We start from the raw sequence: 20,569 nt of genomic DNA, 5'->3' as shown, positions 1-20,569 counted from the left end.
AGCTTAATTCAAGCGAAAAATTTTGATGTTTAATCACTGTTTTCTCGGCATTTTTTTCGGTTTTCTTATCTTTAAGTTAATTCACTAGATATCTAGTAAGTATCACACCATGACGATCAGTATTTCTCGCCCTGTCAACAACACCTCTGAGAACGATTCAAAACCTGCCAAAGTCCTCGAATCTCTACCCAGCAGAAAAGCAATTTCACAGATTATTCGTGATCGTGTGATCGCTGCTGGAGATCCTTTCTTTGCCAATGATACGATCGCCCATCACATCAGCGAGATCGAACGGGAAGAGCTAAAAAAAGAAATTGAAGGAAAACTGCAAGGGGTTTTTGACTCTTTAATTATTGATACCGCAAATGATCACAACACGAAAGAAACGGCTCGTCGAGTAGCCAAGATGTATGTGGATGAAGTGTTCAAAGGTCGTTATCATCCCATGCCTAAAGTTACAGATTTTCCTAATGCCAAAGAACTTGACGAAATCTATACTCTTGGTCCAATTACAGTCCGTTCAGCTTGCTCTCACCACTTTGTGCCGATCGTTGGTCAAGCATGGATTGGTATCGTGCCAAGCGATCGCGTAATTGGCATATCAAAATTCAATCGCATCGTGGACTGGGTGATGAGTCGTCCCCATATTCAAGAGGAAGCGGCGATTATGGTTGCTGATACCATTGAAGATTTAATCAAACCTAAAGGACTTGCCTTTGTGATCAAGGCACAGCATATGTGCATGACTTGGCGAGGAGTCAAAGAACCCGAAACCAAGATGGTTAACTCAATCGTGCGCGGTTCTTTCAGACAAGATCCATCGATGAAAAAAGAGTTCTTTGATCTTATTCGTGCTCACGGATTTGGCGACTCATAAAATGTTAAGCGCTTTACAAAAAACCAGAGAGTATAAACGGCACTTAGTGCCGTTTATACTCTCTGGTTTTTAATTTGTTATGGCTAGCATCTATAGTGATTGGTAGCAGAATTTATATTGAAGATAATGAAAAATTGGCTGAAGCGATCTTTTAATTTGATTTTTTGTGTAGCGATCGCAAGTTGTATAAGCCTAAGTATATTGCTAGGAGCTGTATTTGGTGATACTCAACCCGTTCAAGCTAGACTTACCGATGATACATACGATGGCAATATATTTGCGCTCTATGGTGGTAATGGCTCCATTGTGCCACCTAGAATTAGCTTGGCTCAATCCCTTGAGCTAGGTCGAGCCTCGATGTTAGTTTTTTATGTCGATGACAGTGCCGACTGCAAGCGATTTTCGCCTATTCTCAATCTAGCTCAAGGGTTTTATGGCAAAACGATCAGTCTGATTGCAGTTCCTGTTGATAGCTTGGACTTACAAACAAACAACTACACCCCAGCCGACGAAGCATACTATTACAAAGGAACAGTGCCCCAAACAGTACTAATTTCTGGTGAAGGCAAAGTTACTTATGATCGCGAAGGGCTATTTGGCTTTGAGGAATTAGACTCGGCAATTCGCGACTTACTGCATCTACCTGATGCTCCTCCCGAATTAAAATTCCGTAAAACCGATAAAGTTATCAACGAATTGAACCCTTAGATCTACAAACCTCACACCTACACATAGCAGCCTCTCTTCTTTGCACTATAGCGGTTTTCAAATGTGTGCATACTCATTTGAAAAAACAAATCAATCTCAGTAGGGTTTTTGAGTTGTCATTTTGCCTACTGCAAAATGACAATCGCTATACGGTTATATACGCGCCCTGCACTCAAGTACAGGCTAAGATTTAAACCCATTGGAAACAGGTTAATCTTGTGCAGTCATCTTTAGATGACTGCACAAGAACTTAAGTTCTTGGCTACCTGCTTATGCGGGGTAGGAGAGGATAACAAGCAAAATTATGACTCCAGATTTAGTGATGAATGAAGATCTTGTCTTAGATTTAGATTTGGTTCGCCAACAGCTAGCAAATCGCGCCCAGCAACTATCAATTCCCCAGATCGAGAAACATTTATTTCTATGTGCCGATCCGACTAAGCCCCTCTGCTGCAAAAAAGAAGTAGGTTTGCAAGCATGGGACTATCTCAAACGCCGTATTAAAGAACTCGATCTCGAAGCGAAAATCTTTCGGACTAAAACTAATTGCTTGCGGGTATGCGATCGCGGCCCAATTTTATTAGTTTATCCAGATGGAGTTTGGTATCACTCAGCAACCGCAGAGGTACTAGAGCGAGTACTTCAAGAACATATTATTGGCAACAAAATCGTCTCAGAATACGCCTTTGTTATACCCCATATCTAGAAAGGATTCCAAAAATGGAATTCCCCAACATTAGAGACAGATACCTTAACGAATCAGCTAAGGTATCTGTCTCAGTTCTCTGCAACTCTAGTTATGTTTGGCGAAAGCGATCGCTAAACATAACTAGAAGTTTTATTTATAGATGATTTTGAGCAGCAATACGCTGTTGTTGTTCATGCGCTCTCTGTTCGGCGATACGTTGCGATTCTAGTCTATTTCTATCCACTACAGAGTTGTGATTCTGTTGATTTGCCAAGCGATTGTTTACTTCCGCTGCCGATGCTCTAGCTGGATTGAATGCAACAGTACCCAGTACAGTAACAAGAAGTAATGCTACGGTTGAAATTTTCATGACTGACATCCATATTAGTGAACTATGTTCCTTTAGACATCCCAATCTCTAATACGGTTAAATTCAATTTAAATTGAATGATGAAATCTTACAAAATGAGAAACTTAAACTAGCAATATTTTTACCTACGGATTCTTATTTGCTTTCCAACAAGTCTGAGACCGTAACTTTACTTAGAAAGTGCACCCTTACGCGAGTCAAATAATTGCAAAACAGCACTCTTGATCGTAGACATGACATAAGGATCGCAACTTGCAAGCAAATCCTCGGAGGTCAAATTACCCTTAAAAAACTCCTTAGAAAGATTTAACATACGTTGCATTTCAGTAAAGCCAATCGATTTCACCATAAAAGTTGCTACAGGTGAATTTTTGACATCGTAACTAGAATCAACTGTGCGTCCCTTGTCTAACAGTTCTAATACTTCAGCTTCAATTGGACTCGAAGGCTGTTGTGGCGTGATAATTTCAGGTAAGAACTGTTCTAATCCCACCACTGCTCTGTCTTCTAACGGCAATTCCCCCATCATGGTCGATAGCGATATATCACGCCCTATCCGAAATGATAAGGCTTCCAAAATTCCGATCGACGTCAGTTTTGTTCCTAAATACAATCTTGCTACTTCTAGATTTTGCTTCGTTTGGGCAAGTAATTTGTAATAGTCTTTCTCATTTGGCTCATTGCGATAGCGCCGAAAAACAATTTCAGGTGAGAGGAAGTTCATAAATCCTTCCATCTTTTGAATGGAAACTCGATAGCCATGCACACTATAGGAGTTTCCATTCTTAAGATCATGATTTGTCTCTGGAATCAAGTTCCAAGTATTATTGAGAAAACGCGACGAATTAGTACTCGCAAAATTTTCGACATCACGATTAGATAAACGGACTGTTCTTTTGACAATTTCCGAGATTTCTTGATCGCCCCACCCAAACTGAAATGTCTCGTTGGCATTAACTAAGCGCCCAAATAGTAAGTCAGAGCAAGTCAAGCCAGAATCTAATTGTGGACGAAAAGGAATTGTAGCTTCGATACAAGCAGCTATTTCTGTCAATATTCTTAAAGGCAACATGTTTTCTAGGGCTTTGATGGCAATAAGGGCACTCAAAAACTCATTTTGCCCAGACATTGGTAGTAAAGGTTGCCCATTCTCAAAGCCAAACAGCATTATTACCATTTTAAAAATCTTGTCCTCTTGAAGTTCGGGAGGTTCAAGAATGACTAATTGCTCGCGATCTTGCTTGATATAGGGTGAAATATAGCGACTAATATTTACACTGATCCCCTGGTCTACCTGTACATAAACCAGATCATGAAATATTGCCGATATCACTTCGATCGCATCTCCCCCTTCTCCGACCTCAAAAATATGATTTGGAGTATGAAATGATCGCCAAGGGCCAGTCATGGTCTGAATGATCAAATTGGAGATTTTAGTCAATTGATCTATGTCAACTTGACCATGTAAGTCTGTGATCGCTTGTGTTAAGCAATCTAAACATTTCTGTTTATCCGTTGCCGTATTCATCCAATCCTCTCCGCATTTAATATCTTCTTATTTACAGCGTTTTTTCGAGCATCTCAACCACAAAATGCTGGTGATTATCTAGACAATTAGCGACAATTACCTAATTATCTACTCCTAAATTTGTTGATATTTTTTTAAGCGCAAGGCTATGTAGGCTCTATATTGCATGAAACTTAAACCGAATTGTATTGATGACTGATTGGATTTGTATGATTTTGCTCAGATTTTTTAATCGATTCAAAAGATGGGCAGCCCAAAACTTTTCCCATCCATAACATATTAATACGACGCTTTGAAGATGACAGAAAATCTAGCATAATCTGTCGGCCACTAAACGCAAGTAGCTCATTTTCTATGCCATTACTCATAATTCATCAAGTTTGAGGTTATGTATATCGTCAGTTTGGCTGGAAATCGCTAAATCTTTCCACTGATCCCAAATCTCCAAATGGCAACGTAATTTAGATATTTTATAGCTTTACTCGCTCTAGTTAAAACATACAGCGCTTTGCCTTCACATCCAAGCAAACACACCCAAACCAATAAATTTATTGGTTTGGGTGTGTTTGATCAAAAATTGCTATAAGAAGCACAAGATAATTGCGGCGCTTCTTATAGCAATTATCCTGTGCTTCTTTGTCATAAACGATCTGGCTACAGCTTAAAACCCTTCCTGAGCCTGATGCTTAATCCCCAAAAGTGTAGATGCACTTTTGGGGATTTGTATGACACGACTTGTGAACAAATTTAGCCCATATTTATGTAAAAGCCATGCTTTGCATGGCTTTTACATAAATATGGGCTAAATTTGCCGTAAGCTAAGAAGATTAAAGGTATCGCCAGTCACTACGTCTAATGTTTGTTTTTTGTAAGTTGGGGAGTAAAATTTGTCACTAACAATGTCACAACGAATCAGCGATCGCTTGGTATTATCAAATGGCATTGTGGTCTTAGTAACCGAAAACCCTACGGCTGACATCATCGCAGCACGATGCTTTTTTGCAGGTGGAGAGCGCGTCCAAACCTCAACAAAATCAGGACTAACCCATCTAGCGGCATCCCTAATGACTCGCGGTACTGAGAGATCTTCCTCCCTAGAAATTGCTGAACAGGTGGAGTCGATTGGCGCATCATTGGGCACAGAATGCTCAAGTGATTATTTTTTGCTGTCATTGAAAACAATTTCATCAGATTTCCATGACATGTTGCTGCTGGGATCAGAAATTTTGCGATCGCCTAGTTATCCTGAAAGCGAGCTTGCTCTCGAAAAACGGCTAACGATTCAATCGATCAGATCGCAGCAGGAGCGGCCATTTACGATCGCTTATGATCACTTACAACATCTAATGTACGGGGATCATCCCTACGGATTCCCTAGTCTTGGTACTGAGTCAAGCGTCTGCAACCTTACTCGCAATGACTTGGTTAATTTTCACCAAACCTATTTGCGTCCAGATCAGATGGTGGTTAGCATCGCAGGTAAGATTTCGCCAGAGCAAGCACACTCTCTTGTGGGTGAGGCATTTGGTGATTGGAAAAAGCCTCATCAACCAACCGTTATTGCGACACCCCCACCCATTTTTCAGCCCCGACTAATTACCCATGAGCAAGATACGCAACAGGCGATCGTCATAATTGGTTATCCTGCGCCATCGGTTAGCTCGCCAGATTATGCGGCACTAAAGATTATTTCGACCTATTTAGGCAATGGATTATCAAGCCGATTGTTTGTGGAATTGCGCGAAAAACGTGGGCTTGCTTACGAAGTATCCGCTTTTTATCCGACTCGCTTAGAAGCGTCGCAATTTGTCGCCTACATGGGGACAGCTTCACAAAATACAGGAATTGCACTGGAAGGTTTGCGTCATGAGTGTGAGCGACTTGCCACGATTGCGATCACAAATGAAGAATTGGCAATTTGCAAGAGCAAATTACTGGGACAATATGCCCTTGGAAAACAAACGAATGGTCAAATTGCTCAAGTGTATGGGTGGTATGAGGTAATGGGCTTAGGTCTAGAGTTCGATCGCCAATTTGTAGAGGCAATTGAAGGAGTGACTGAAACTGATGTCCAGAATGTGGCGCAAAAATATTTTGTAACACCTGCTATTTCAATAGCAGGCTCGGCAGATGCTTTGAAACAGGTAAAATAATCTTGGTGTGGAGCTTTGAGCCTTCTATATAGTATGTTGTAGGCTCAAAGCACCCACAACACATTTATTTAGATCTGTGTTTATTAAGGAGTACTTTTTTCTGTGTTAAATCTCAAAAATTATTGGCAAGGTTTCAAAAAAGTTGCGATTGCCTTTTGCTTAATGCTGGCGCTAGTCGGCACGCTGTTTACGCCCGTTTTAACTCAACCTGCGATCGCTCAAAGTGGATCTCGGGCGGCTGCTCTTGCCGCATCTGTAACAAAGCTACAGGTGCTTAGTGATCGCTTTGATAGTCTTGAAAAATTTGTATATTCCCAAAAATGGAATGATGTGATTACTTACATTCATGGTCCATTTGGCGAAATTCGACGCGAGCTAAGATTGATCGCGGGGCAGTTAAGCAAAACTCAAAAAGAAGCTGCTAATGATTTAGCTAATAACCTATTCAAAAATTTTGTGATCCTTGATAATGCAGCCAAGGATAAAGATGCGATCGCGGCGGAGAATGCATTTAAAAATGCTCTCCAAGATTTTGAAAGTATCGTCGATTTAGTTAGCTAATTATAAAAGGTACGCAAAGCATCTCTTCTACAAGATTAAAGAGGGCGCGATGCGCCCTCTTTAATCTTTAAAGCTATAAGTAGCTGGACATAATTAATTACTACACCCCAAACCACTAGAGTTAAGCCCCGCAGGGGCGCAATTCTAGTGGTTTGGGGAATTTATTCTGCACAAGTACTAATGCAAAGACCAATTTATCTTGATTGTCATGCCACAACATCCGTCGATGAGAGGGTGTTAGAGGCAATGCTGCCATATTTTCGGGAATCATTTGGCAATGCTGCAAGTGTCGGACATTTATATGGCTGGGAAGCAGAGGCAGCAGTCAAGTTAGCGCGTGAGGCGATCGCTATTGCCATCAGTGCCACGCCTGAAGAAATTATCTTTACTAGCGGTGCAACCGAAGCGAATAATCTTGCTATCAAGGGAGTTGCTGAAGCGTATCACCCCAAAGGGCGGCATATCATCACCATGCAAACCGAACATAGCGCGGTGCTTGATCCCTGTGCTTATTTGCAATCCCTTGGTTTTGAGGTTACCTATTTACCAGTCAAATCTGATGGTTTAGTTGATTTACAGCAACTGGAGGCAGCAATTCGTGCTGATACAATTTTAGTCTCGGTGATGGCGGCAAATAACGAGATTGGGGTGCTACAACCGATCTCAGAAATCGGGCAAATTTGTCATGATCACCAAGTTTTATTTCATAGCGATGCGGCTCAGGCGATCGGCAAAATCCCCATTGATGTGAACGCGATGCAGATTGATTTGATGTCGCTCACTGCCCATAAAATCTATGGGGCAAAGGGAATTGGTGCTTTGTATGTACGTCGTCGCCCAAGAGTGAATCTTGCCCCCCAATTACATGGCGGCGGACATGAGCGAGGAATGCGTTCTGGTACTCTCTACACGCCACAGATTGTCGGCTTTGCGAAGGCTCTCGAAATTGCGATCGCTTCTCAAGTTGAGGAGCAGCAGAAAGTTCTAGGTCTGCGTGAATATTTATGGCAGAGATTGAGCGAACTCGATCGCATTATTCTCAATGGACATCCTACTCAACGACTCGCAGGCAATCTCAATGTTAGTTTTACAGGAGTGAATGGAGCAGCCTTAATGCTAGCGGTACAGCCAGTTGTCGCTGTCTCTTCTGGTTCTGCTTGTACTTCCGCAAAGACGGAACCTTCTCATGTGCTTACCTGTTTAGGGCATTCTAAAGAGTTAGCCTATGCTTCCATTCGGTTTGGCATTGGGAGATTTAATACTTTTGATGAGATAGAAACTGTCGCTAATCATGTAATTACTTCAGTGCGATCGCTACAAAAAGAACTATAAAGCCTAAAGAAGCAAATCGCCAGCTATGCTGGCGATTTGCTTCTTTGGGCTTTCATGTGGGATTGCTTCAATGCGATCGATAACTGGAGTAGTGACCATGACTGCACCTTTGAGTTAATCTGTGCTAATCATATAGCGATAATCTTGCGATCGCTCTAAACACCCTGAATCAGAGCTTGTGATAAAATCGGAATGTAGGCTCAAGACTTTACTGAGAACTATGAATGCTTTAACGATCAGCCTAGAATCTGTCATCGATCTTACTGACGAACAGTTTTTTCAACTTTGCCGCAAAAATAGCGACCTCAGATTCGAGCGCAATGCTCAAGGAGATATTACAGTCATGGCTCCAGAAGGCGGCGAAACAGGGATGAGGAGTGCTAGCATTACCACCGATCTAGGGATTTGGAATCGTAGAACTAGGTTAGGCTTTGCTTTTGGATCGTCTACGGGCTTTAAACTTCCCAATGGTAGCGATCGCTCTCCTGATGCTTCTTGGATATTAAAAGAACGTTGGGAAGCTTTAACGCCAGAACAACAATCAAAATTTGCTCCAATTTGTCCAGATTTTGTAATTGAGTTGATGTCGCCTAGCGATAACTTGAAGGTGACGCAAGCGAAGATGCAGGAATATCAGGATAATGGGGCAAGGCTGGGCTGGCTGATTAATCGCAAAGATCGGGAAGTGGAAATTTATCGCATTGGGAAGTCTAAGGAAGTTTTGCAAAATCCAATTTCTCTGTCTGGGGAAGATGTTTTACCTGAGTTTGTTTTGAGCCTTGCGGAAATTTGGTAATAAGATACATTGAATATGCGATCGCCCGAAGCACCATGACTCAAGAGCGCATTGAGTCTAATAAACATCATCATGAGTACCAAGATCGATTAACAAAACTTTGGTATCGGATAGAAATCTAAAAACTAATCTCTGCTCATAGTTGATGCTGATTGACCAAGAGCCTGCAAGATTTCCAACTAGGCTATGGGTTTTTAATGATGGATGAAATGGATCATTTTTGAACAGTTCAAGTTTTTGTTGAAATCGAGCAACGAGTTCAGGATTCTTTTTGCGCCATTTCTTTAAGATTCGCGCAAATGATTCATCCCAAGTTAGTTCAATCATCGCTAGAATCCATCATGAGATCTTCAATAGAACCTGTGCGAACTTTACCAAGTCGATAGTTTTCTTCGGCTTCTTGAATTCTTAAGGCAATTTGTTTTCTGCGTAGTTCGACCATTCTTTTTTGCAAGGTTTCGACTACAAATAGTTGATCTTCAAAGTCAAGAACCGATATAGCTTCTAAAATATTGCCGACTGTTAATGTTTGCATACAACTTGGATCAATTTTCAATGTTGTTACTTTACGATCATACCAATTTATTTTGATTAGTTTACAATGCTTGAAATGCGATCGCCCAAAGCACCATGACCCAAGAACCAGATAAAAAGTATTGCAGGGGCGGGCTTAGTTGACAATTCTGTTCTAAAAACAGGATGTATCTGCAAAACCCGCTCCTACAGATTTCTCTTTCTACAATTCTATCCAACTTTAGGAGCAGCAATTAGCAAGATCTTTTCCATTAGGAATGGAAAGAGCCTATGCCCCCAAACCGCCAGATGACTTTGCCATCCGACAAGGATTTCAGGAGTCTCACGCTCTAGCCCCGAAATCAGAGCCTTAGCCACCTGCTTCGGAGTCATCATCGCCACCCAACGAAACCACTCCAAATCATGCGCCATATCTGTATCAGTAAGAGAAGGAAGTAGCGCCGACACCTTGATATTGTAAGCAGCCAACTCACCACGCAGAGCCTGAGTGAATCCCACGATCGCAAATTTAGTTGCCGAATAAGTCGCCATCGTCGGTGCAGCGACTTTACCCATCAGGCTAGAGACATTGACAATTCTGCCGTTGCGCAGCACCGCCATCCGCCTTGCCACCATCCGCGTGATCGCATACATACCCAGTAAATTGACCTCGATTTCCGATTGCACATCTTGAAAGCGCGATCGCAAAAAAGAAGATTGATGCGCCACTCCAGCACAATTAACTAGAATATCAATTGGGCCAAAATCACGCCATACTTGCGCGATCGCAATGTTTACCTCAACTGTCTGAGATAGATCTAGAGGTAAACTCACCGCTTCTATTCCAAAAGATTCCACTTCTAAAGAAACAGAATTTAAGCGTTCAAGATCGCGAGCAACCAGAATCAAACATTTAACTCCCTGTTGAGCGAGTTCCAATGCGATCGCCCTTCCAATACCTCGCGAAGCTCCAGTGATTAGAGCTGTTTTTCCACGAACATTCATAAAACCTCCAATATTGAGGTCTCACTAGTTTTACTATTTGTTATTGGTGTAAGTTTTTTAGCCTATGCCGCTAACTAAAACTTATACCAATTACCTAAAGCGTGACTACACTTTAGGTAATTAAAACCCAAACTCATTAGAAGGATTTTAATTTCTCAAAATGGCGTTGCCATTTTGAGAATTGGTATTACCCAAAGTAAATTTTGTGAGACGGTTAATAATCTCGTTGCCAACAACTTGTGACCAAACTTCTATATGCGTTGAGTTTTTAAAAAGTTTTTGTTCAGTCACGTTGCCCACAACAAGTAAGCAGTCAGAAATTAATCTTTGAAGCCTATCCCCAGTTCTGTCATGTCGTTACCTCCTTTAGGAAACATGGTCTATGCAGTAATAAAGGAAAATCAATACAGACTTTTAACATGGATAAGACCTTACATCTGTTTTCACAATATGTAAAGTATTGTTAAATACATTTTCAATCTGCTTTCATAGAGCCATTAACAACTTAATCAAAGCAAGTAATTCTTACTCCATATACTTTACAAGTTTTTAATTATTCAAAATTCAATAGGTAATTATCATAAATTAGAAATCAAAAATAAGCCTAAAGAGTTATCTCTAAAGATATAAAACAGAGGTAAAATCTGTACCACACTCTGTACGGGAGGTACAGATTTTTATTTTTTATGCGGAAGGTAAAACAACTGTAAACTTTGTACCCATATTAACTTCACTCTCTATAGCAATCTTCCCAGAATGAGCTTCTACAGCTTGCTTTACTATATATAATCCCATTCCTAATCCCTTAACAGATCCAACATTATCAGCCCTTAAGAATGGTAAAAATAGATTATTTAAATATTCATCAGGTATACCAATTCCATGGTCACCAATACTTAGAAATAACTGACTTGACTCGCAAATTAATTCCACATCAATAGTCCCCCCTTCGTATGAATATTTAATAGCGTTAGAGACCAAGTTCATAAATATATGCCATAGCAGTTTCTTATCTAATTTCAACTTTTGACATTGTCCATGGCTATGAAATTTAATCCGACATTTACGCATACCATCTTCTGTGTCAAAGCTATCTACTAATTGTCGGCAATAGGCGATCGCATCTACACTTTCAGGATTAAACGGGAATTTTCCCGATTCAGAACAGGCAATAAATTTAACCTCTTCAAGTAACCAATTAATATCTTTAATTGCTGATTGAATAGAAGCAAGATTCTTGGCTCTACTTTCTTTAGTTAGTTGCTCTTCAAAGGTTTGTAATTTCCAAATCAATAATCGAATTACTGACATTGGCGTTGAAAATTCATGGGATGCCATAGCAAGTAACCGAGACTTTAAAATATGAAGCTCCTTTTCTTTGTCCAGAGCTTCTTGTAATATTTTTTCTTCCTGATGCTTCTTGAGAGCCAGCATGATTGTGACATTAACTTCTGCATATCTAAGAGGCTTAGTGAGATATCCATAGGGAGAAGTAGCGATCGCGCCTTCTAAAGTCTCAGGATCGCTAAAAGCTGTTAGATAAATTACGGGGATAGACGCTATTTTGTGAATCTCATTAGCCGCAGTGATCCCACTAACTGAACCTCTGAGTTTTATATCCATCAAAACAATATCTGGGATCTGATTATGGATTGAAGCAATTGCGCCATCACTACTATCAGCTATAGCCAGAACTCGATAGCCCATATCAGCTAAAACATCTGAAAGGGCATTTGCTGTAACAAGTTCATCTTCAACAATCAAGACATCAGCGATCGAATTAGTTTTCACTGCCATATTTTTCAGTCTGTCTCTATTGCGTCTAAGCTAAATGGCTTTTTGATCCACTTATTGTAATTATACGATTAATATATAAAATTAGCCCAAAGAATAAGGGTTGTCACTCTGTGACAACCCTTATCTTTGTGTTGAAACCAATTTTGGGTTACAACGCCTGTGGCGCTGAAGCCCAAAATTGATTTTGATAGTGAGAATTGCTGTATTTCCTGAAAATCTATTTTATTGAACACCTTAACGCGATATGATAGTAAATCCTTGCTTCTGAACTTAAACCAACAGAAGCCAAATACTGACCGTAAGGAAAAAATTCAATGACTGTTAAGCGTTTGTACGAAACCATGTATATCCTGCGTCCCGATCTTCCCGATCAGGAAGCCGATGCCGCGATCGCAAAATATCAAGACTTCTTAGTACAACAAGAGTCTGAAGATATTACGATTCAACATCGTGGCAGACGCAGATTAGCCTATGACATTAAAGGTCACCGCGAGGGCATTTACATTCAAGTAAATTACACCGCAACTCCTAAAACCATCGAAAGCTTAGAGAGATCCATGCGTCTTGCTGATGATGTGATTCGTTATATGACTATCAAATTAGAGCCAGAAGCTATTGAAGAAGATGCTGAAGCAATCATTCCTGATGCTGAAGAACCTGTAGCTGTTGCTGACGTAGCTGTTGCTGACGTAGCTCCTGCTGCTGAATAAAAATAAAGTCGGCACATCGACTTTATTTAGCCAATAAAAAAGCCTCGACTAGTCGAGGCTTTTTTTATTGGCTAAATCTTAAAAAATTACAGAATGCCCCAGAAGTGCAATACACCTTGACCGCTAATTAATTCGATCGCTAATGCAGATACAAATCCGATCATTGCTAAGCGTCCATTCCAGTTTTCAGCACCAGAAGTGAAACCCCAATTCCATACGTTACGGCTTTCGTCAGACATAATCGAATTACCTTTACAGTTAATTTATATTTAGTAATGTAACAGATTGTTTAGGTATTCGCAATCTTTCTTTAGATTTTCTGCCTTTAGACAGACAAACTTGATATTCGTAAAGACATCCAAGCCATAGAATAGATCTCCTACTTCTACTTTATAGGTGACAAAAAAAGCGGGTAGCAACGCAAATCGCCGCCACCCACTTTTTTTGGTTTAGGTTAGCAACATCTATAGGTATAGGTGCGATCGCTAACGAATTGGGTAGAATCCAAGAGATATTCAAGCAATAATCTACGCAAGGACAAAATTAACTATGCGAAAAATATGGATGCGGCTTCTGGCTAGCTGCTTAGCATTGTTAGTCAATCTGACAACAACAAGCGCAGTATGGGCAGCTAGCCCCAAAAATTCTGGAGAAGTAAAATTTCAGGGTGTACCACTTCAATGCTTCGTGTCATTAGCAGATGCAGGAACATCTCCAGAATCCAAGGTTGCAGCCTACTCTGAAATTGCAAGCAAATATATAGAATTGCAGCGTCCAGACCAAGCTAAAAAAGTTTTAGAAAAAAGCTTAACCACAGCCAATACAATCACTAGCCCATCTCTCCAAACTTTTGCTCTATTGGATACAGCAGGTCGCCTAACCAAAGCTGAGCAGCTTAAATTGGCAGCGAATGCGCTAAATGATGCCTTCGCGATCGCCAAAACATTACCAGAACCTGTTGATAGAGTCTTTGCGAATATCAAAATTGCACAAGCCTATGGTGAAGCAGGTAAAAAGGAGAATGCTAAAAATTTACTAGCCGATGCAACTAAGGCAACACCTGAGATCATAGATTCCTATGTCCGATCGCGGGCTTTTGCCGCGATCGCCAATGTCTATACTGAGATTGGCGAAGATTTTAATTCTGAAGCTTCGATTTCAGCTGCGACTGACTTGTTGCCAATGATCGAAGATCCCAATATCAAAGCTAGAGCGCGAGTTGAAATTACTGGTAGCTACGCCCAAGCAGGAAATCATGCCAAAGCGATCGCCTCATTAAATGCAGTTTTCCAAGAGTTTGATGCGATGCGTGATAATGCGATCACCTCGGCAAAAGAAGCGGCTAAGAATGCCAAAAACACTAAAAAAACCGCTCCGAAACTAGCGAATAAATATTTAAAAGCTGATACGCCGAAAGAGGAAAAGGCTGCGCCCGATCCTAAAGCTGTCGAACAAGCCGCGATCGCAAATGCTGAACTCTTAAAAACGCGATCGCTTTTTTTGGTTGCAAGTCAATACTTAGTATCTAAGCAGTATGACAAAGCACTAGAAGTTATTGGCAACCTTGATGAGAAATCGATTGAAAAAAGCGTTGGTATAGCTAATGTAGCGATCGCCTATACCAAGGACAAAAAAAACGATGAGGCTATCAAATTATTTGATCAAAGTCTGCAAGGACTAAGTGCGGTTGCACCTTCAATGGATGTCTTTACGCTACTAGTAGAAATCGGTCGCCAGTATCAAACCATCAAATCGACTGATTTAGCGACTAAAGCTTGGGATCAATCCTTAGCAATCGCCAAAGCGCTACCACAACCTATTGATCGTCTCTTCGCTTTCAATATTATTGCCAGTACCTATGGTGAATTTGGGCTAACTGAAAAGGTAGTGCCAATTTTGGAAGAGAGTCTTGCGATCGCCAAAACTGCCCCAGATCCCAACATTCGATCTAGAGCTTACTCAGATATCAGCAGTACCTATTGGGCAATCGGTCAACGCGATAAAGCCAAGGAAATTGCTCAAACTATCGAAAACCCCGCAGAAAAATCACAATTAGAAAAGTTATTTGCCTGCGCTGGATAAAAAAATGGCGTGCTTTGCACGCCATTTTTTACCAATTTTCAAAAGTGTGACTACACCTTCGATAAAAGCAAAAAAATAATAGGGGTGCGAAGCGCCCCTATTATTTTTTTGCTTTATACCAATTCACAAAAGTGTGGCAACACTTTCATGAATTAGAAACCAAACCCAGTAAGGGGTTTAAAAACATAAAATGGCGTAGCCATTTTATGTTTTGGTATTATGTCCTAATACATTTGGCAACAGATATAAATCATCCAAATGAAGTTGCTATTTGGATGGCTGGTATTATTCAGGAAGTTTTAAAGAATTTAAAATTTCCCATCGCTTATCTATGGGAGCATTTGAACCGCTAAGACTACTTGTATCAGTAATTTCAAGAGCAGGTGCATCAGGTGCAATCTTCGGATAGGGAATAGCTAAAATTAATTGCTCGTATAGCCAGGCCGCAGGATCAAAATAACCAGTGGGAGATATAGATTCGACTAAGTCATCTGCTTCAATTTCGCGCTCTCTAGGATACTCGCTTTCTGGTAAAGGCTCAGCCAGACAAATCCTCTCAGAATTGTCGATCACCAACCTGTAGTTAAATTGCACCAACGTGCGATCGCAAGTCAAAGTGATAATCGTCGAAGCTTTAGAACTAACTTCGAGAAAAGAACCAACATGCCTGACACTAATCACCCCTTGGACAGGAGTTAATGTCTCTAGTCCCTCAATAAATTCCTTAAATTCAAAGGCTTCAGTCGCTTCTACAGATCTAGCAATCTGAGGTATATATAACTTTTCCATTAGCTCTGCACCAATTTGACAATCAAATGACGATTTGGCTCTCGCCCCTGACTATGGGTTTCAATATCTGGAAAATCTTCTAAAAGCTGATGAATATGTCTGCGATCGGCAGACGACAATTGCTTAATTACAAATTCAGTTTGAGTCTCGCGAACCTGCTTTACCGCATTTTCTGCTAAAGACTGTAAGTCAGCTATCCGATTTGAACGATAGCCATTTAATTCGACCGTGTAAAAATTTCTATTTTCCGTTTCTAACTTGTCAGACGGTAAATGACGATTTAAAAGAATACTGGACAGATACTGTAACGAGTCAAGTACTATGCCATCTTTACCAATCAACCTTTGAATTTGCTGATCCTGTAAACCATCAGCACTTATGTCTAGCCAATAGTTCTTAGAGCCAGTGGCAGCTTGTTCTGGAGATACCTCGGCAAGACGAATATCAACCGAAGTCGCATAACCCATCAAACTTAAAAGCTCTTGCAGCCAATTTGCCCCTGCTGAAGTATCTTCCATAAACCCTGCTTGCCTGATCAAATTTCTATTAAATATAATTCCAATATTAAATTGGGTGACGCAAAGCGTCACCCAATTTAATTAAGAGCCTTTTTTCTTTTTCTTGTTAGAAGAGTTAGGCTCAAAAGGTAGCGCAGACTTAGTCGGACTCTTTGTATCTTGCTCTTTATCGTCAACGACAACTTTAGCCTTGGCATCAACGGTCTTAGTCGTTTCAGATTTGCTAGAGACGCTAGTTTTACTGTCAGGCTTAGAGCTAGCTTTAGCTGAAGGCGAAGAATTCGCCGAAACCGCTACCAACTTTTGCAAGTTTTCGGGCAGTGGTTCCTTAGCAACAATAAAGGCTTGCAAAGTTTGGAAAATATTCGCAATCAACATGTAAAGCATTACACCAGATGGCAGTGGGAAGAACAAAAACATACCAGAGAAAATAATTGGTGTGAGTTTGTTCATCGTGTCCTGTTGCGAAGCTTCAGGAGTGGCATTGTTAGGCTTAGGCGTAGATCCACTGGAAATATTTTGGTTGGCATAAAGACTGATGCCAAATCCCAACACCATGATCACGATGTCCCAGTTAATGCTGCCATCAGCATTGGTAACACCAGTTTTACCGAGGGCTTTGATGAACAGGAAGCCTTTATTTGATGCTAATCCAGGAACTGTTGCTTGAACTGTCACATCACCAGCTTGCTTGGCAATTACAGTTCCATCATCTAGAACTTCAACCAAACCTTGCCCCTTTGTGACATTCCACTTAGTTGTTAGCTCTACATCTGGATATTCAGTAGCTAGAGCGTTGAAGTCTTTCCCTAGTGAAGTCTGCAAAACAATCTTCGATTGTTCACCGATCGCTAAGTTTGTGCCATTTACAGCAGTTGCAAGAACTGGGAAATGCACGCGATCTGCAAAATAAACGTTCTGGCTAGCGGAAGTAAAAGGCTGATGTTGAATCTCGGCTTGATTTTCGGGGGGCGCAATCTGAAAGTTGAGAGAATAATTGATGTCTGCAAAGGGCGATCCTCTCAAGGTTGCAAACAACGCAAACAGGATTGGCAACTGAATTAGTGCAGGTAGACATCCCGACAAAGGATTTCCAAATTCTTTGAAGTTAGCGGAGTTGACCTTGGCTAGCTCTTCTTGCTGCTTAGCGGGATCGCTCTTGTAGCGCTCTTGAACTTCTTTGATTCTTTGTTGCATCACTGGGTTAGCGATTTTCATGCGGCGCATACTGCGAAGCTGATTGGCACTAACTGGGAACAACACAAAACGTACAACCAACGTTAATGCAATAATTGCCAATCCATAGTTCGGCACGATGCCGTAGAAAAAATCTAGGAAAGGCAACATTATGTTGTTGGAAAGAAAACCTACACCGAAATCCATTTTCTACTTTACTGTTGGGTTTGCATCCGAATGATAACGAATATCACTCATTAAAATTAGGATCGCCCAATAACTAATGTTGGAGGGCGATCCTTAAATATTTTAGGCTTTGCCACCAATTGCGCCACTTATGTCTTGCGCTTTAAGGCTTAGCTTCGATTCAATATATTCGTATGTTTCTCGAAATTTAGGCAAAGATTTTAGTTCAAGGCGAGAACCATCTTTGAGGGTCAGTACCATATCACCCCAACTGCCAAAACCACGAGGAACTGTGACAATCTTGGCAATTTCCGCGTACACAATATCTGTACGGGTTTGACTTCTCCAACCACCCGTGACGGTAATGCGTCGGTTGGTGATGCGATAACGTACCCACAACGCTCTTGCGATCGCGGCAATGCCAAAAGGAATTGTGATCACAAAAATACTCATCAGCAAGCTAATAATTAGATCGCCAATGTGGGGTGCGCCTTCGTAGAAAACTTCCTCGTTAACTGCCATGCAAAACCTTCGCCTTTGCTAGTAAATTCTTTAGGTCATCCCAAAGCTCTTGATAACTTGGCTTGCTCTGAACAGTAGTCACTGTTACAACTATTTGCAATCCATTCTTCAATTGTGACAGAAGTTGACGAAAAATGGCGCGAAGTTGACGCTTAAATCGATTACGGGTTACCGCCAACTTGCTCACTTTTTTGCTAACAACTATGCCTATCTTGGTTAAAAGGTCATTGCTATCAATAAGAATTCGCAAATTCAAGTAAGTGCCTCTGTAGCGATCGCCTTTGGCATATACTTTTGCGAAGTCTTCACGCCGCCGCAGACGGTTTTGATTAGGAAGCACTAGAGATTAACAATTGCAAATCGAGTACAAATTATGGTTATGAATTAAATCTAGTAATAGCAGATCTAGCGATCGCTTATACAGTTGTGAGGCGAACACGACCTCTGCTACGACGCGCTCTGATTACTCGGCGACCTGTAGGAGTTTGCATTCTGGCACGAAATCCAGAGGTGCGCTTCTTTTTGCGGACACTACCGCGTAGGGTACGTTTTGTCATAACCGTTACTTACTTATTTAGTTTCTAAGGATGTCATTTTTTCACAGGCTTCTAAGTATAACACCTGTGTTTAGCCTATGTATAGTTTTACCAACAAGGCTATTAATTCTCATTATAAAAATCAGTTTTTTGAAAGTCAGCCGTAGGCTGACTTTCAAAAAACTGATTTTGTTGTTTCTAGCGCCTTTGGCGCTAGAAACAACAAAATCAGTTTGATATATAAAAAGTAAAGGGAGCGCTCAGCGCTCCCTTTACTTTTTAACGAATGTACTCTTTTAAAACACTATTGCGATTAGGATGTCGCAACTTGCGAAGAGCTTTAGCTTCGATTTGGCGGATGCGCTCGCGGGTGACATTGAAGATTTGACCAATTTCTTCGAGCGTTTTCATGCGCCCATCATCAAGTCCGTAGCGTAGACGCAAGACATCACGTTCTCTAGGGCTAAGAGTGCCAAGCACGCTTTCAAGATCTTCGCGTAATAAGCTCTTAGCAACTTGATCATCAGGTGTCTCTCCTTCAGATTCAATAAAGTCACCGAGGCGAGAATCTTCTTCCTTACCAATAGGAGTTTCCAGAGAGATCGGCAACTGGGCAGATTTGGCAATAAACCGCAGCTTTTCGATCGTCATCTCCATGCGAGTGGCGATCTCTTCCTCAGTTGGCTTACGCCCCATTTCTTGGGAAAGTAACTTAGTTGTTTTCTTAATCCGCGAAATAGTTTCGTAAAGGTGGACAGGTAAGCGAATCGTGCGAGATTGATCAGCGATCGCACGAGTAATTGCCTGACGAATCCACCATGTCGCATAGGTTGAGAACTTATAACCCTTTTCATGGTCGAACTTCTCGGCGGCACGGATCAATCCCAAACTGCCCTCTTGAATTAAATCTTGGAAAGACAACCCCCGATTCATGTATTTTTTGGCGATTGATACCACAAGTCTCAGGTTAGACTGCACCATTTTGTCTTTGGCGCGGCGACCAGAGTGGAGGCGTTTGCGAAACTCTCCAAGGGGCATGTCCATTTTGACTGCCCAGTCTGCTTCCCTTACATCGTCAGGATGACATTCAACTTCGGTAGCTATTTCTTCTCGCTTTAGCTCTAGCTCTAGAAGATCGGCAATCTTTCGAGCAAGCTCAATTTCTTCATCAGCTCTGAGTAAGCGAATACGACCAATTTCTTGAAGGTAGAGGCGAATCGAGTCTTCAGTAAAATGCTTTTTCTTAGTCTGGCTAGCTCGTTTTTTAGTCCCCCTTGCTTTGCCAGCTTTGTCAGGGTCATCATCAGGGTCAGCGTCTTCATCTGAGTCATCAATTAAATCATCCTTTTCGAGTTCGATATCATCATCTAGGTCTTCAAGGTCTTCTTCAATTTCTTCAAGATTTCCGCCAAGTTTGCCAACAGGCAACTTGATTTCAATAGGTAGGTCGATGGCTGTTTTGCTCATGCCAGATTCCTCAGATCCGTACTGTCTAAAACTTTGTGCTACGGGGAATTACACCTAGATGATTGTAGCTTGCCAAATATAAAAATGGTGGTTTGGGCTACTTAAAATTATGAAAAACCTGTCTAAGGGTTAATTTACAATCCTTTGATTTAGTCAAACTGGCGTAATTCCTACTTATATATTTATAGTCTAATGATGGCAACCCCGATTAAAAAATTTTTTTGACAAAAAAAATTTGGGCACTATACCCAAAGC

23 protein-coding genes are annotated in these 20,569 nt (G+C 41.1%); 9 read left to right on the top strand and 14 right to left on the bottom strand.

The window, feature by feature from the left end; all coding sequences use genetic code 11:
* The first annotated feature begins 109 nt into the window (after positions 1-109).
* The 3 genes from folE (at position 110) to CQ839_RS17840 (ending at position 2,291) form a co-directional block, all read left to right on the top strand.
* Positions 110-877 (top strand): GTP cyclohydrolase I, encoded by a 768-nt coding sequence (gene folE, locus CQ839_RS17850; protein WP_181016243.1) that lies wholly within the window; start codon positions 110-112, stop codon positions 875-877.
* A gap of 126 nt (positions 878-1,003) precedes the next feature.
* Positions 1,004-1,585: a thylakoid membrane photosystem I accumulation factor gene (locus tag CQ839_RS17845; protein ID WP_103669641.1), complete on the top strand. Its 582-nt coding sequence runs from the start codon at positions 1,004-1,006 to the stop codon at positions 1,583-1,585.
* Between the two features lie 304 nt (positions 1,586-1,889).
* Entirely contained in the window at positions 1,890-2,291 is a 402-nt protein-coding gene (locus CQ839_RS17840; RefSeq protein ID WP_103669640.1) for a ferredoxin, read from the top strand.
* Between the two features lie 136 nt (positions 2,292-2,427).
* On the opposite strand, the gene CQ839_RS17835 is transcribed toward CQ839_RS17840, so the two are convergent.
* Together CQ839_RS17835 and CQ839_RS17830 are read right to left on the bottom strand one after the other, a co-directional pair.
* Positions 2,428-2,643, bottom strand: coding sequence for a hypothetical protein (locus tag CQ839_RS17835; protein ID WP_103669639.1), 216 nt, complete (start codon positions 2,641-2,643; stop codon positions 2,428-2,430).
* A 169-nt stretch (positions 2,644-2,812) separates the two neighbouring features.
* Entirely contained in the window at positions 2,813-4,171 is a 1,359-nt protein-coding gene (locus tag CQ839_RS17830; protein WP_103669638.1) for a hypothetical protein, read from the bottom strand.
* 899 nt (positions 4,172-5,070) lie between these two features.
* Between CQ839_RS17830 and CQ839_RS17820 the strand changes: the two genes are divergently transcribed.
* The 4 genes from CQ839_RS17820 (at position 5,071) to CQ839_RS17805 (ending at position 9,013) form a co-directional block, all read left to right on the top strand.
* Positions 5,071-6,324 (top strand): pitrilysin family protein, encoded by a 1,254-nt coding sequence (locus tag CQ839_RS17820; protein ID WP_103669636.1) that lies wholly within the window; start codon positions 5,071-5,073, stop codon positions 6,322-6,324.
* 102 nt (positions 6,325-6,426) lie between these two features.
* Positions 6,427-6,885: a photosystem II protein PsbQ gene (gene psbQ, locus CQ839_RS17815; RefSeq protein WP_103669635.1), complete on the top strand. Its 459-nt coding sequence runs from the start codon at positions 6,427-6,429 to the stop codon at positions 6,883-6,885.
* Between the two features lie 180 nt (positions 6,886-7,065).
* Entirely contained in the window at positions 7,066-8,217 is a 1,152-nt protein-coding gene (locus CQ839_RS17810; RefSeq protein WP_103669655.1) for an IscS subfamily cysteine desulfurase, read from the top strand.
* Positions 8,218-8,437: 220 nt separating this feature from the next.
* Entirely contained in the window at positions 8,438-9,013 is a 576-nt protein-coding gene (locus CQ839_RS17805) for a Uma2 family endonuclease (RefSeq protein WP_103669634.1), read from the top strand.
* 57 nt (positions 9,014-9,070) lie between these two features.
* Here the strand turns inward: CQ839_RS17805 and CQ839_RS17800 are convergent, their stop codons facing one another.
* From CQ839_RS17800 to CQ839_RS17785, 4 genes are all read right to left on the bottom strand, one after another.
* On the bottom strand, positions 9,071-9,340 hold the full coding sequence (locus tag CQ839_RS17800; protein WP_103669633.1) for a type II toxin-antitoxin system mRNA interferase toxin, RelE/StbE family: 270 nt from the start codon (positions 9,338-9,340) through the stop codon (positions 9,071-9,073).
* A complete protein-coding gene (locus CQ839_RS17795) occupies positions 9,333-9,548 on the bottom strand; it encodes a hypothetical protein (RefSeq protein WP_103669632.1) in 216 nt (71 codons plus the stop codon). Before CQ839_RS17795 ends, CQ839_RS17800 begins: the two co-directional genes overlap by 8 nt.
* Positions 9,549-9,757: 209 nt before the next feature.
* A complete protein-coding gene (locus tag CQ839_RS17790; protein ID WP_103669631.1) occupies positions 9,758-10,531 on the bottom strand; it encodes an SDR family oxidoreductase in 774 nt (257 codons plus the stop codon).
* A gap of 684 nt (positions 10,532-11,215) precedes the next feature.
* Entirely contained in the window at positions 11,216-12,328 is a 1,113-nt protein-coding gene (locus CQ839_RS17785; RefSeq protein ID WP_103669630.1) for an ATP-binding protein, read from the bottom strand.
* Between the two features lie 314 nt (positions 12,329-12,642).
* Between CQ839_RS17785 and rpsF the strand changes: the two genes are divergently transcribed.
* Entirely contained in the window at positions 12,643-13,038 is a 396-nt protein-coding gene (gene rpsF, locus CQ839_RS17780; protein ID WP_103669629.1) for a 30S ribosomal protein S6, read from the top strand.
* Positions 13,039-13,124: 86 nt separating this feature from the next.
* Here the strand turns inward: rpsF and CQ839_RS17775 are convergent, their stop codons facing one another.
* Positions 13,125-13,277: a chlorophyll A-B binding protein gene (locus CQ839_RS17775; protein WP_094534911.1), complete on the bottom strand. Its 153-nt coding sequence runs from the start codon at positions 13,275-13,277 to the stop codon at positions 13,125-13,127.
* Positions 13,278-13,587: 310 nt separating this feature from the next.
* On the opposite strand from CQ839_RS17775, the gene CQ839_RS17770 reads away from it, so the two are divergent.
* Positions 13,588-15,120 (top strand): lipopolysaccharide assembly protein LapB, encoded by a 1,533-nt coding sequence (locus CQ839_RS17770; protein ID WP_103669628.1) that lies wholly within the window; start codon positions 13,588-13,590, stop codon positions 15,118-15,120.
* Positions 15,121-15,405: 285 nt separating this feature from the next.
* Here the strand turns inward: CQ839_RS17770 and CQ839_RS17765 are convergent, their stop codons facing one another.
* The 7 genes from CQ839_RS17765 to rpoD all read right to left on the bottom strand — a co-directional run bounded on the left by CQ839_RS17765 (position 15,406) and on the right by rpoD (position 20,314).
* Positions 15,406-15,909, bottom strand: a complete 504-nt coding sequence (locus tag CQ839_RS17765) for a DUF177 domain-containing protein (protein ID WP_103669627.1) — start codon at positions 15,907-15,909, stop codon at positions 15,406-15,408.
* Positions 15,909-16,427 (bottom strand): R3H domain-containing nucleic acid-binding protein, encoded by a 519-nt coding sequence (locus CQ839_RS17760; RefSeq protein ID WP_103669626.1) that lies wholly within the window; start codon positions 16,425-16,427, stop codon positions 15,909-15,911. The genes CQ839_RS17765 and CQ839_RS17760 overlap by 1 nt, the downstream gene beginning before the upstream one ends.
* 81 nt (positions 16,428-16,508) lie before the next feature.
* A complete protein-coding gene (gene yidC / locus CQ839_RS17755) occupies positions 16,509-17,810 on the bottom strand; it encodes a membrane protein insertase YidC (protein WP_103669625.1) in 1,302 nt (433 codons plus the stop codon).
* A 102-nt stretch (positions 17,811-17,912) separates the two neighbouring features.
* The gene (locus CQ839_RS17750; RefSeq protein WP_103669624.1) at positions 17,913-18,311 is read right to left on the bottom strand and encodes a PH domain-containing protein; all 399 of its coding nucleotides are present in this window, start codon (positions 18,309-18,311) and stop codon (positions 17,913-17,915) included.
* On the bottom strand, positions 18,301-18,651 hold the full coding sequence (gene rnpA, locus CQ839_RS17745) for a ribonuclease P protein component (protein WP_103669623.1): 351 nt from the start codon (positions 18,649-18,651) through the stop codon (positions 18,301-18,303). The genes CQ839_RS17750 and rnpA overlap by 11 nt, the downstream gene beginning before the upstream one ends.
* 76 nt (positions 18,652-18,727) lie before the next feature.
* Positions 18,728-18,868, bottom strand: coding sequence for a 50S ribosomal protein L34 (gene rpmH, locus CQ839_RS17740; protein ID WP_103669622.1), 141 nt, complete (start codon positions 18,866-18,868; stop codon positions 18,728-18,730).
* A 258-nt stretch (positions 18,869-19,126) separates the two neighbouring features.
* Complete coding sequence (rpoD, locus tag CQ839_RS17735) at positions 19,127-20,314, bottom strand: RNA polymerase sigma factor RpoD (protein ID WP_219817806.1); 1,188 nt, start codon at positions 20,312-20,314, stop codon at positions 19,127-19,129.
* Between the last annotated feature and the right edge of the window lie 255 nt (positions 20,315-20,569).

The sequence above is a fragment of the Pseudanabaena sp. BC1403 genome (assembly GCF_002914585.1).
Classification (GTDB): domain Bacteria; phylum Cyanobacteriota; class Cyanobacteriia; order Pseudanabaenales; family Pseudanabaenaceae; genus Pseudanabaena.
The sequence above is the reverse complement of the archived record's forward strand: the minus strand, read 5'-3'. Positions and strand labels throughout refer to the sequence as shown.

Coding starts and splice junctions, on each gene's coding strand:
- folE (WP_181016243.1), top strand. CDS start 110: ATGACGATCAGTATTTCTCGCCCTGTCAACAACACCTCTGAGAACGAT.
- CQ839_RS17845 (WP_103669641.1), top strand. CDS start 1,004: ATGAAAAATTGGCTGAAGCGATCTTTTAATTTGATTTTTTGTGTAGCG.
- CQ839_RS17840 (WP_103669640.1), top strand. CDS start 1,890: ATGACTCCAGATTTAGTGATGAATGAAGATCTTGTCTTAGATTTAGAT.
- CQ839_RS17835 (WP_103669639.1), bottom strand. CDS start 2,643: ATGAAAATTTCAACCGTAGCATTACTTCTTGTTACTGTACTGGGTACT.
- CQ839_RS17830 (WP_103669638.1), bottom strand. CDS start 4,171: ATGAATACGGCAACGGATAAACAGAAATGTTTAGATTGCTTAACACAA.
- CQ839_RS17820 (WP_103669636.1), top strand. CDS start 5,071: ATGTCACAACGAATCAGCGATCGCTTGGTATTATCAAATGGCATTGTG.
- CQ839_RS17810 (WP_103669655.1), top strand. CDS start 7,066: ATGCAAAGACCAATTTATCTTGATTGTCATGCCACAACATCCGTCGAT.
- CQ839_RS17805 (WP_103669634.1), top strand. CDS start 8,438: ATGAATGCTTTAACGATCAGCCTAGAATCTGTCATCGATCTTACTGAC.
- CQ839_RS17800 (WP_103669633.1), bottom strand. CDS start 9,340: ATGATTGAACTAACTTGGGATGAATCATTTGCGCGAATCTTAAAGAAA.
- CQ839_RS17795 (WP_103669632.1), bottom strand. CDS start 9,548: ATGCAAACATTAACAGTCGGCAATATTTTAGAAGCTATATCGGTTCTT.
- CQ839_RS17790 (WP_103669631.1), bottom strand. CDS start 10,531: ATGAATGTTCGTGGAAAAACAGCTCTAATCACTGGAGCTTCGCGAGGT.
- CQ839_RS17785 (WP_103669630.1), bottom strand. CDS start 12,328: ATGGCAGTGAAAACTAATTCGATCGCTGATGTCTTGATTGTTGAAGAT.
- rpsF (WP_103669629.1), top strand. CDS start 12,643: ATGACTGTTAAGCGTTTGTACGAAACCATGTATATCCTGCGTCCCGAT.
- CQ839_RS17775 (WP_094534911.1), bottom strand. CDS start 13,277: ATGTCTGACGAAAGCCGTAACGTATGGAATTGGGGTTTCACTTCTGGT.
- CQ839_RS17770 (WP_103669628.1), top strand. CDS start 13,588: ATGCGAAAAATATGGATGCGGCTTCTGGCTAGCTGCTTAGCATTGTTA.
- CQ839_RS17765 (WP_103669627.1), bottom strand. CDS start 15,909: ATGGAAAAGTTATATATACCTCAGATTGCTAGATCTGTAGAAGCGACT.
- CQ839_RS17760 (WP_103669626.1), bottom strand. CDS start 16,427: ATGGAAGATACTTCAGCAGGGGCAAATTGGCTGCAAGAGCTTTTAAGT.
- yidC (WP_103669625.1), bottom strand. CDS start 17,810: ATGGATTTCGGTGTAGGTTTTCTTTCCAACAACATAATGTTGCCTTTC.
- CQ839_RS17750 (WP_103669624.1), bottom strand. CDS start 18,311: ATGGCAGTTAACGAGGAAGTTTTCTACGAAGGCGCACCCCACATTGGC.
- rpmH (WP_103669622.1), bottom strand. CDS start 18,868: ATGACAAAACGTACCCTACGCGGTAGTGTCCGCAAAAAGAAGCGCACC.
- rpoD (WP_219817806.1), bottom strand. CDS start 20,314: ATGAGCAAAACAGCCATCGACCTACCTATTGAAATCAAGTTGCCTGTT.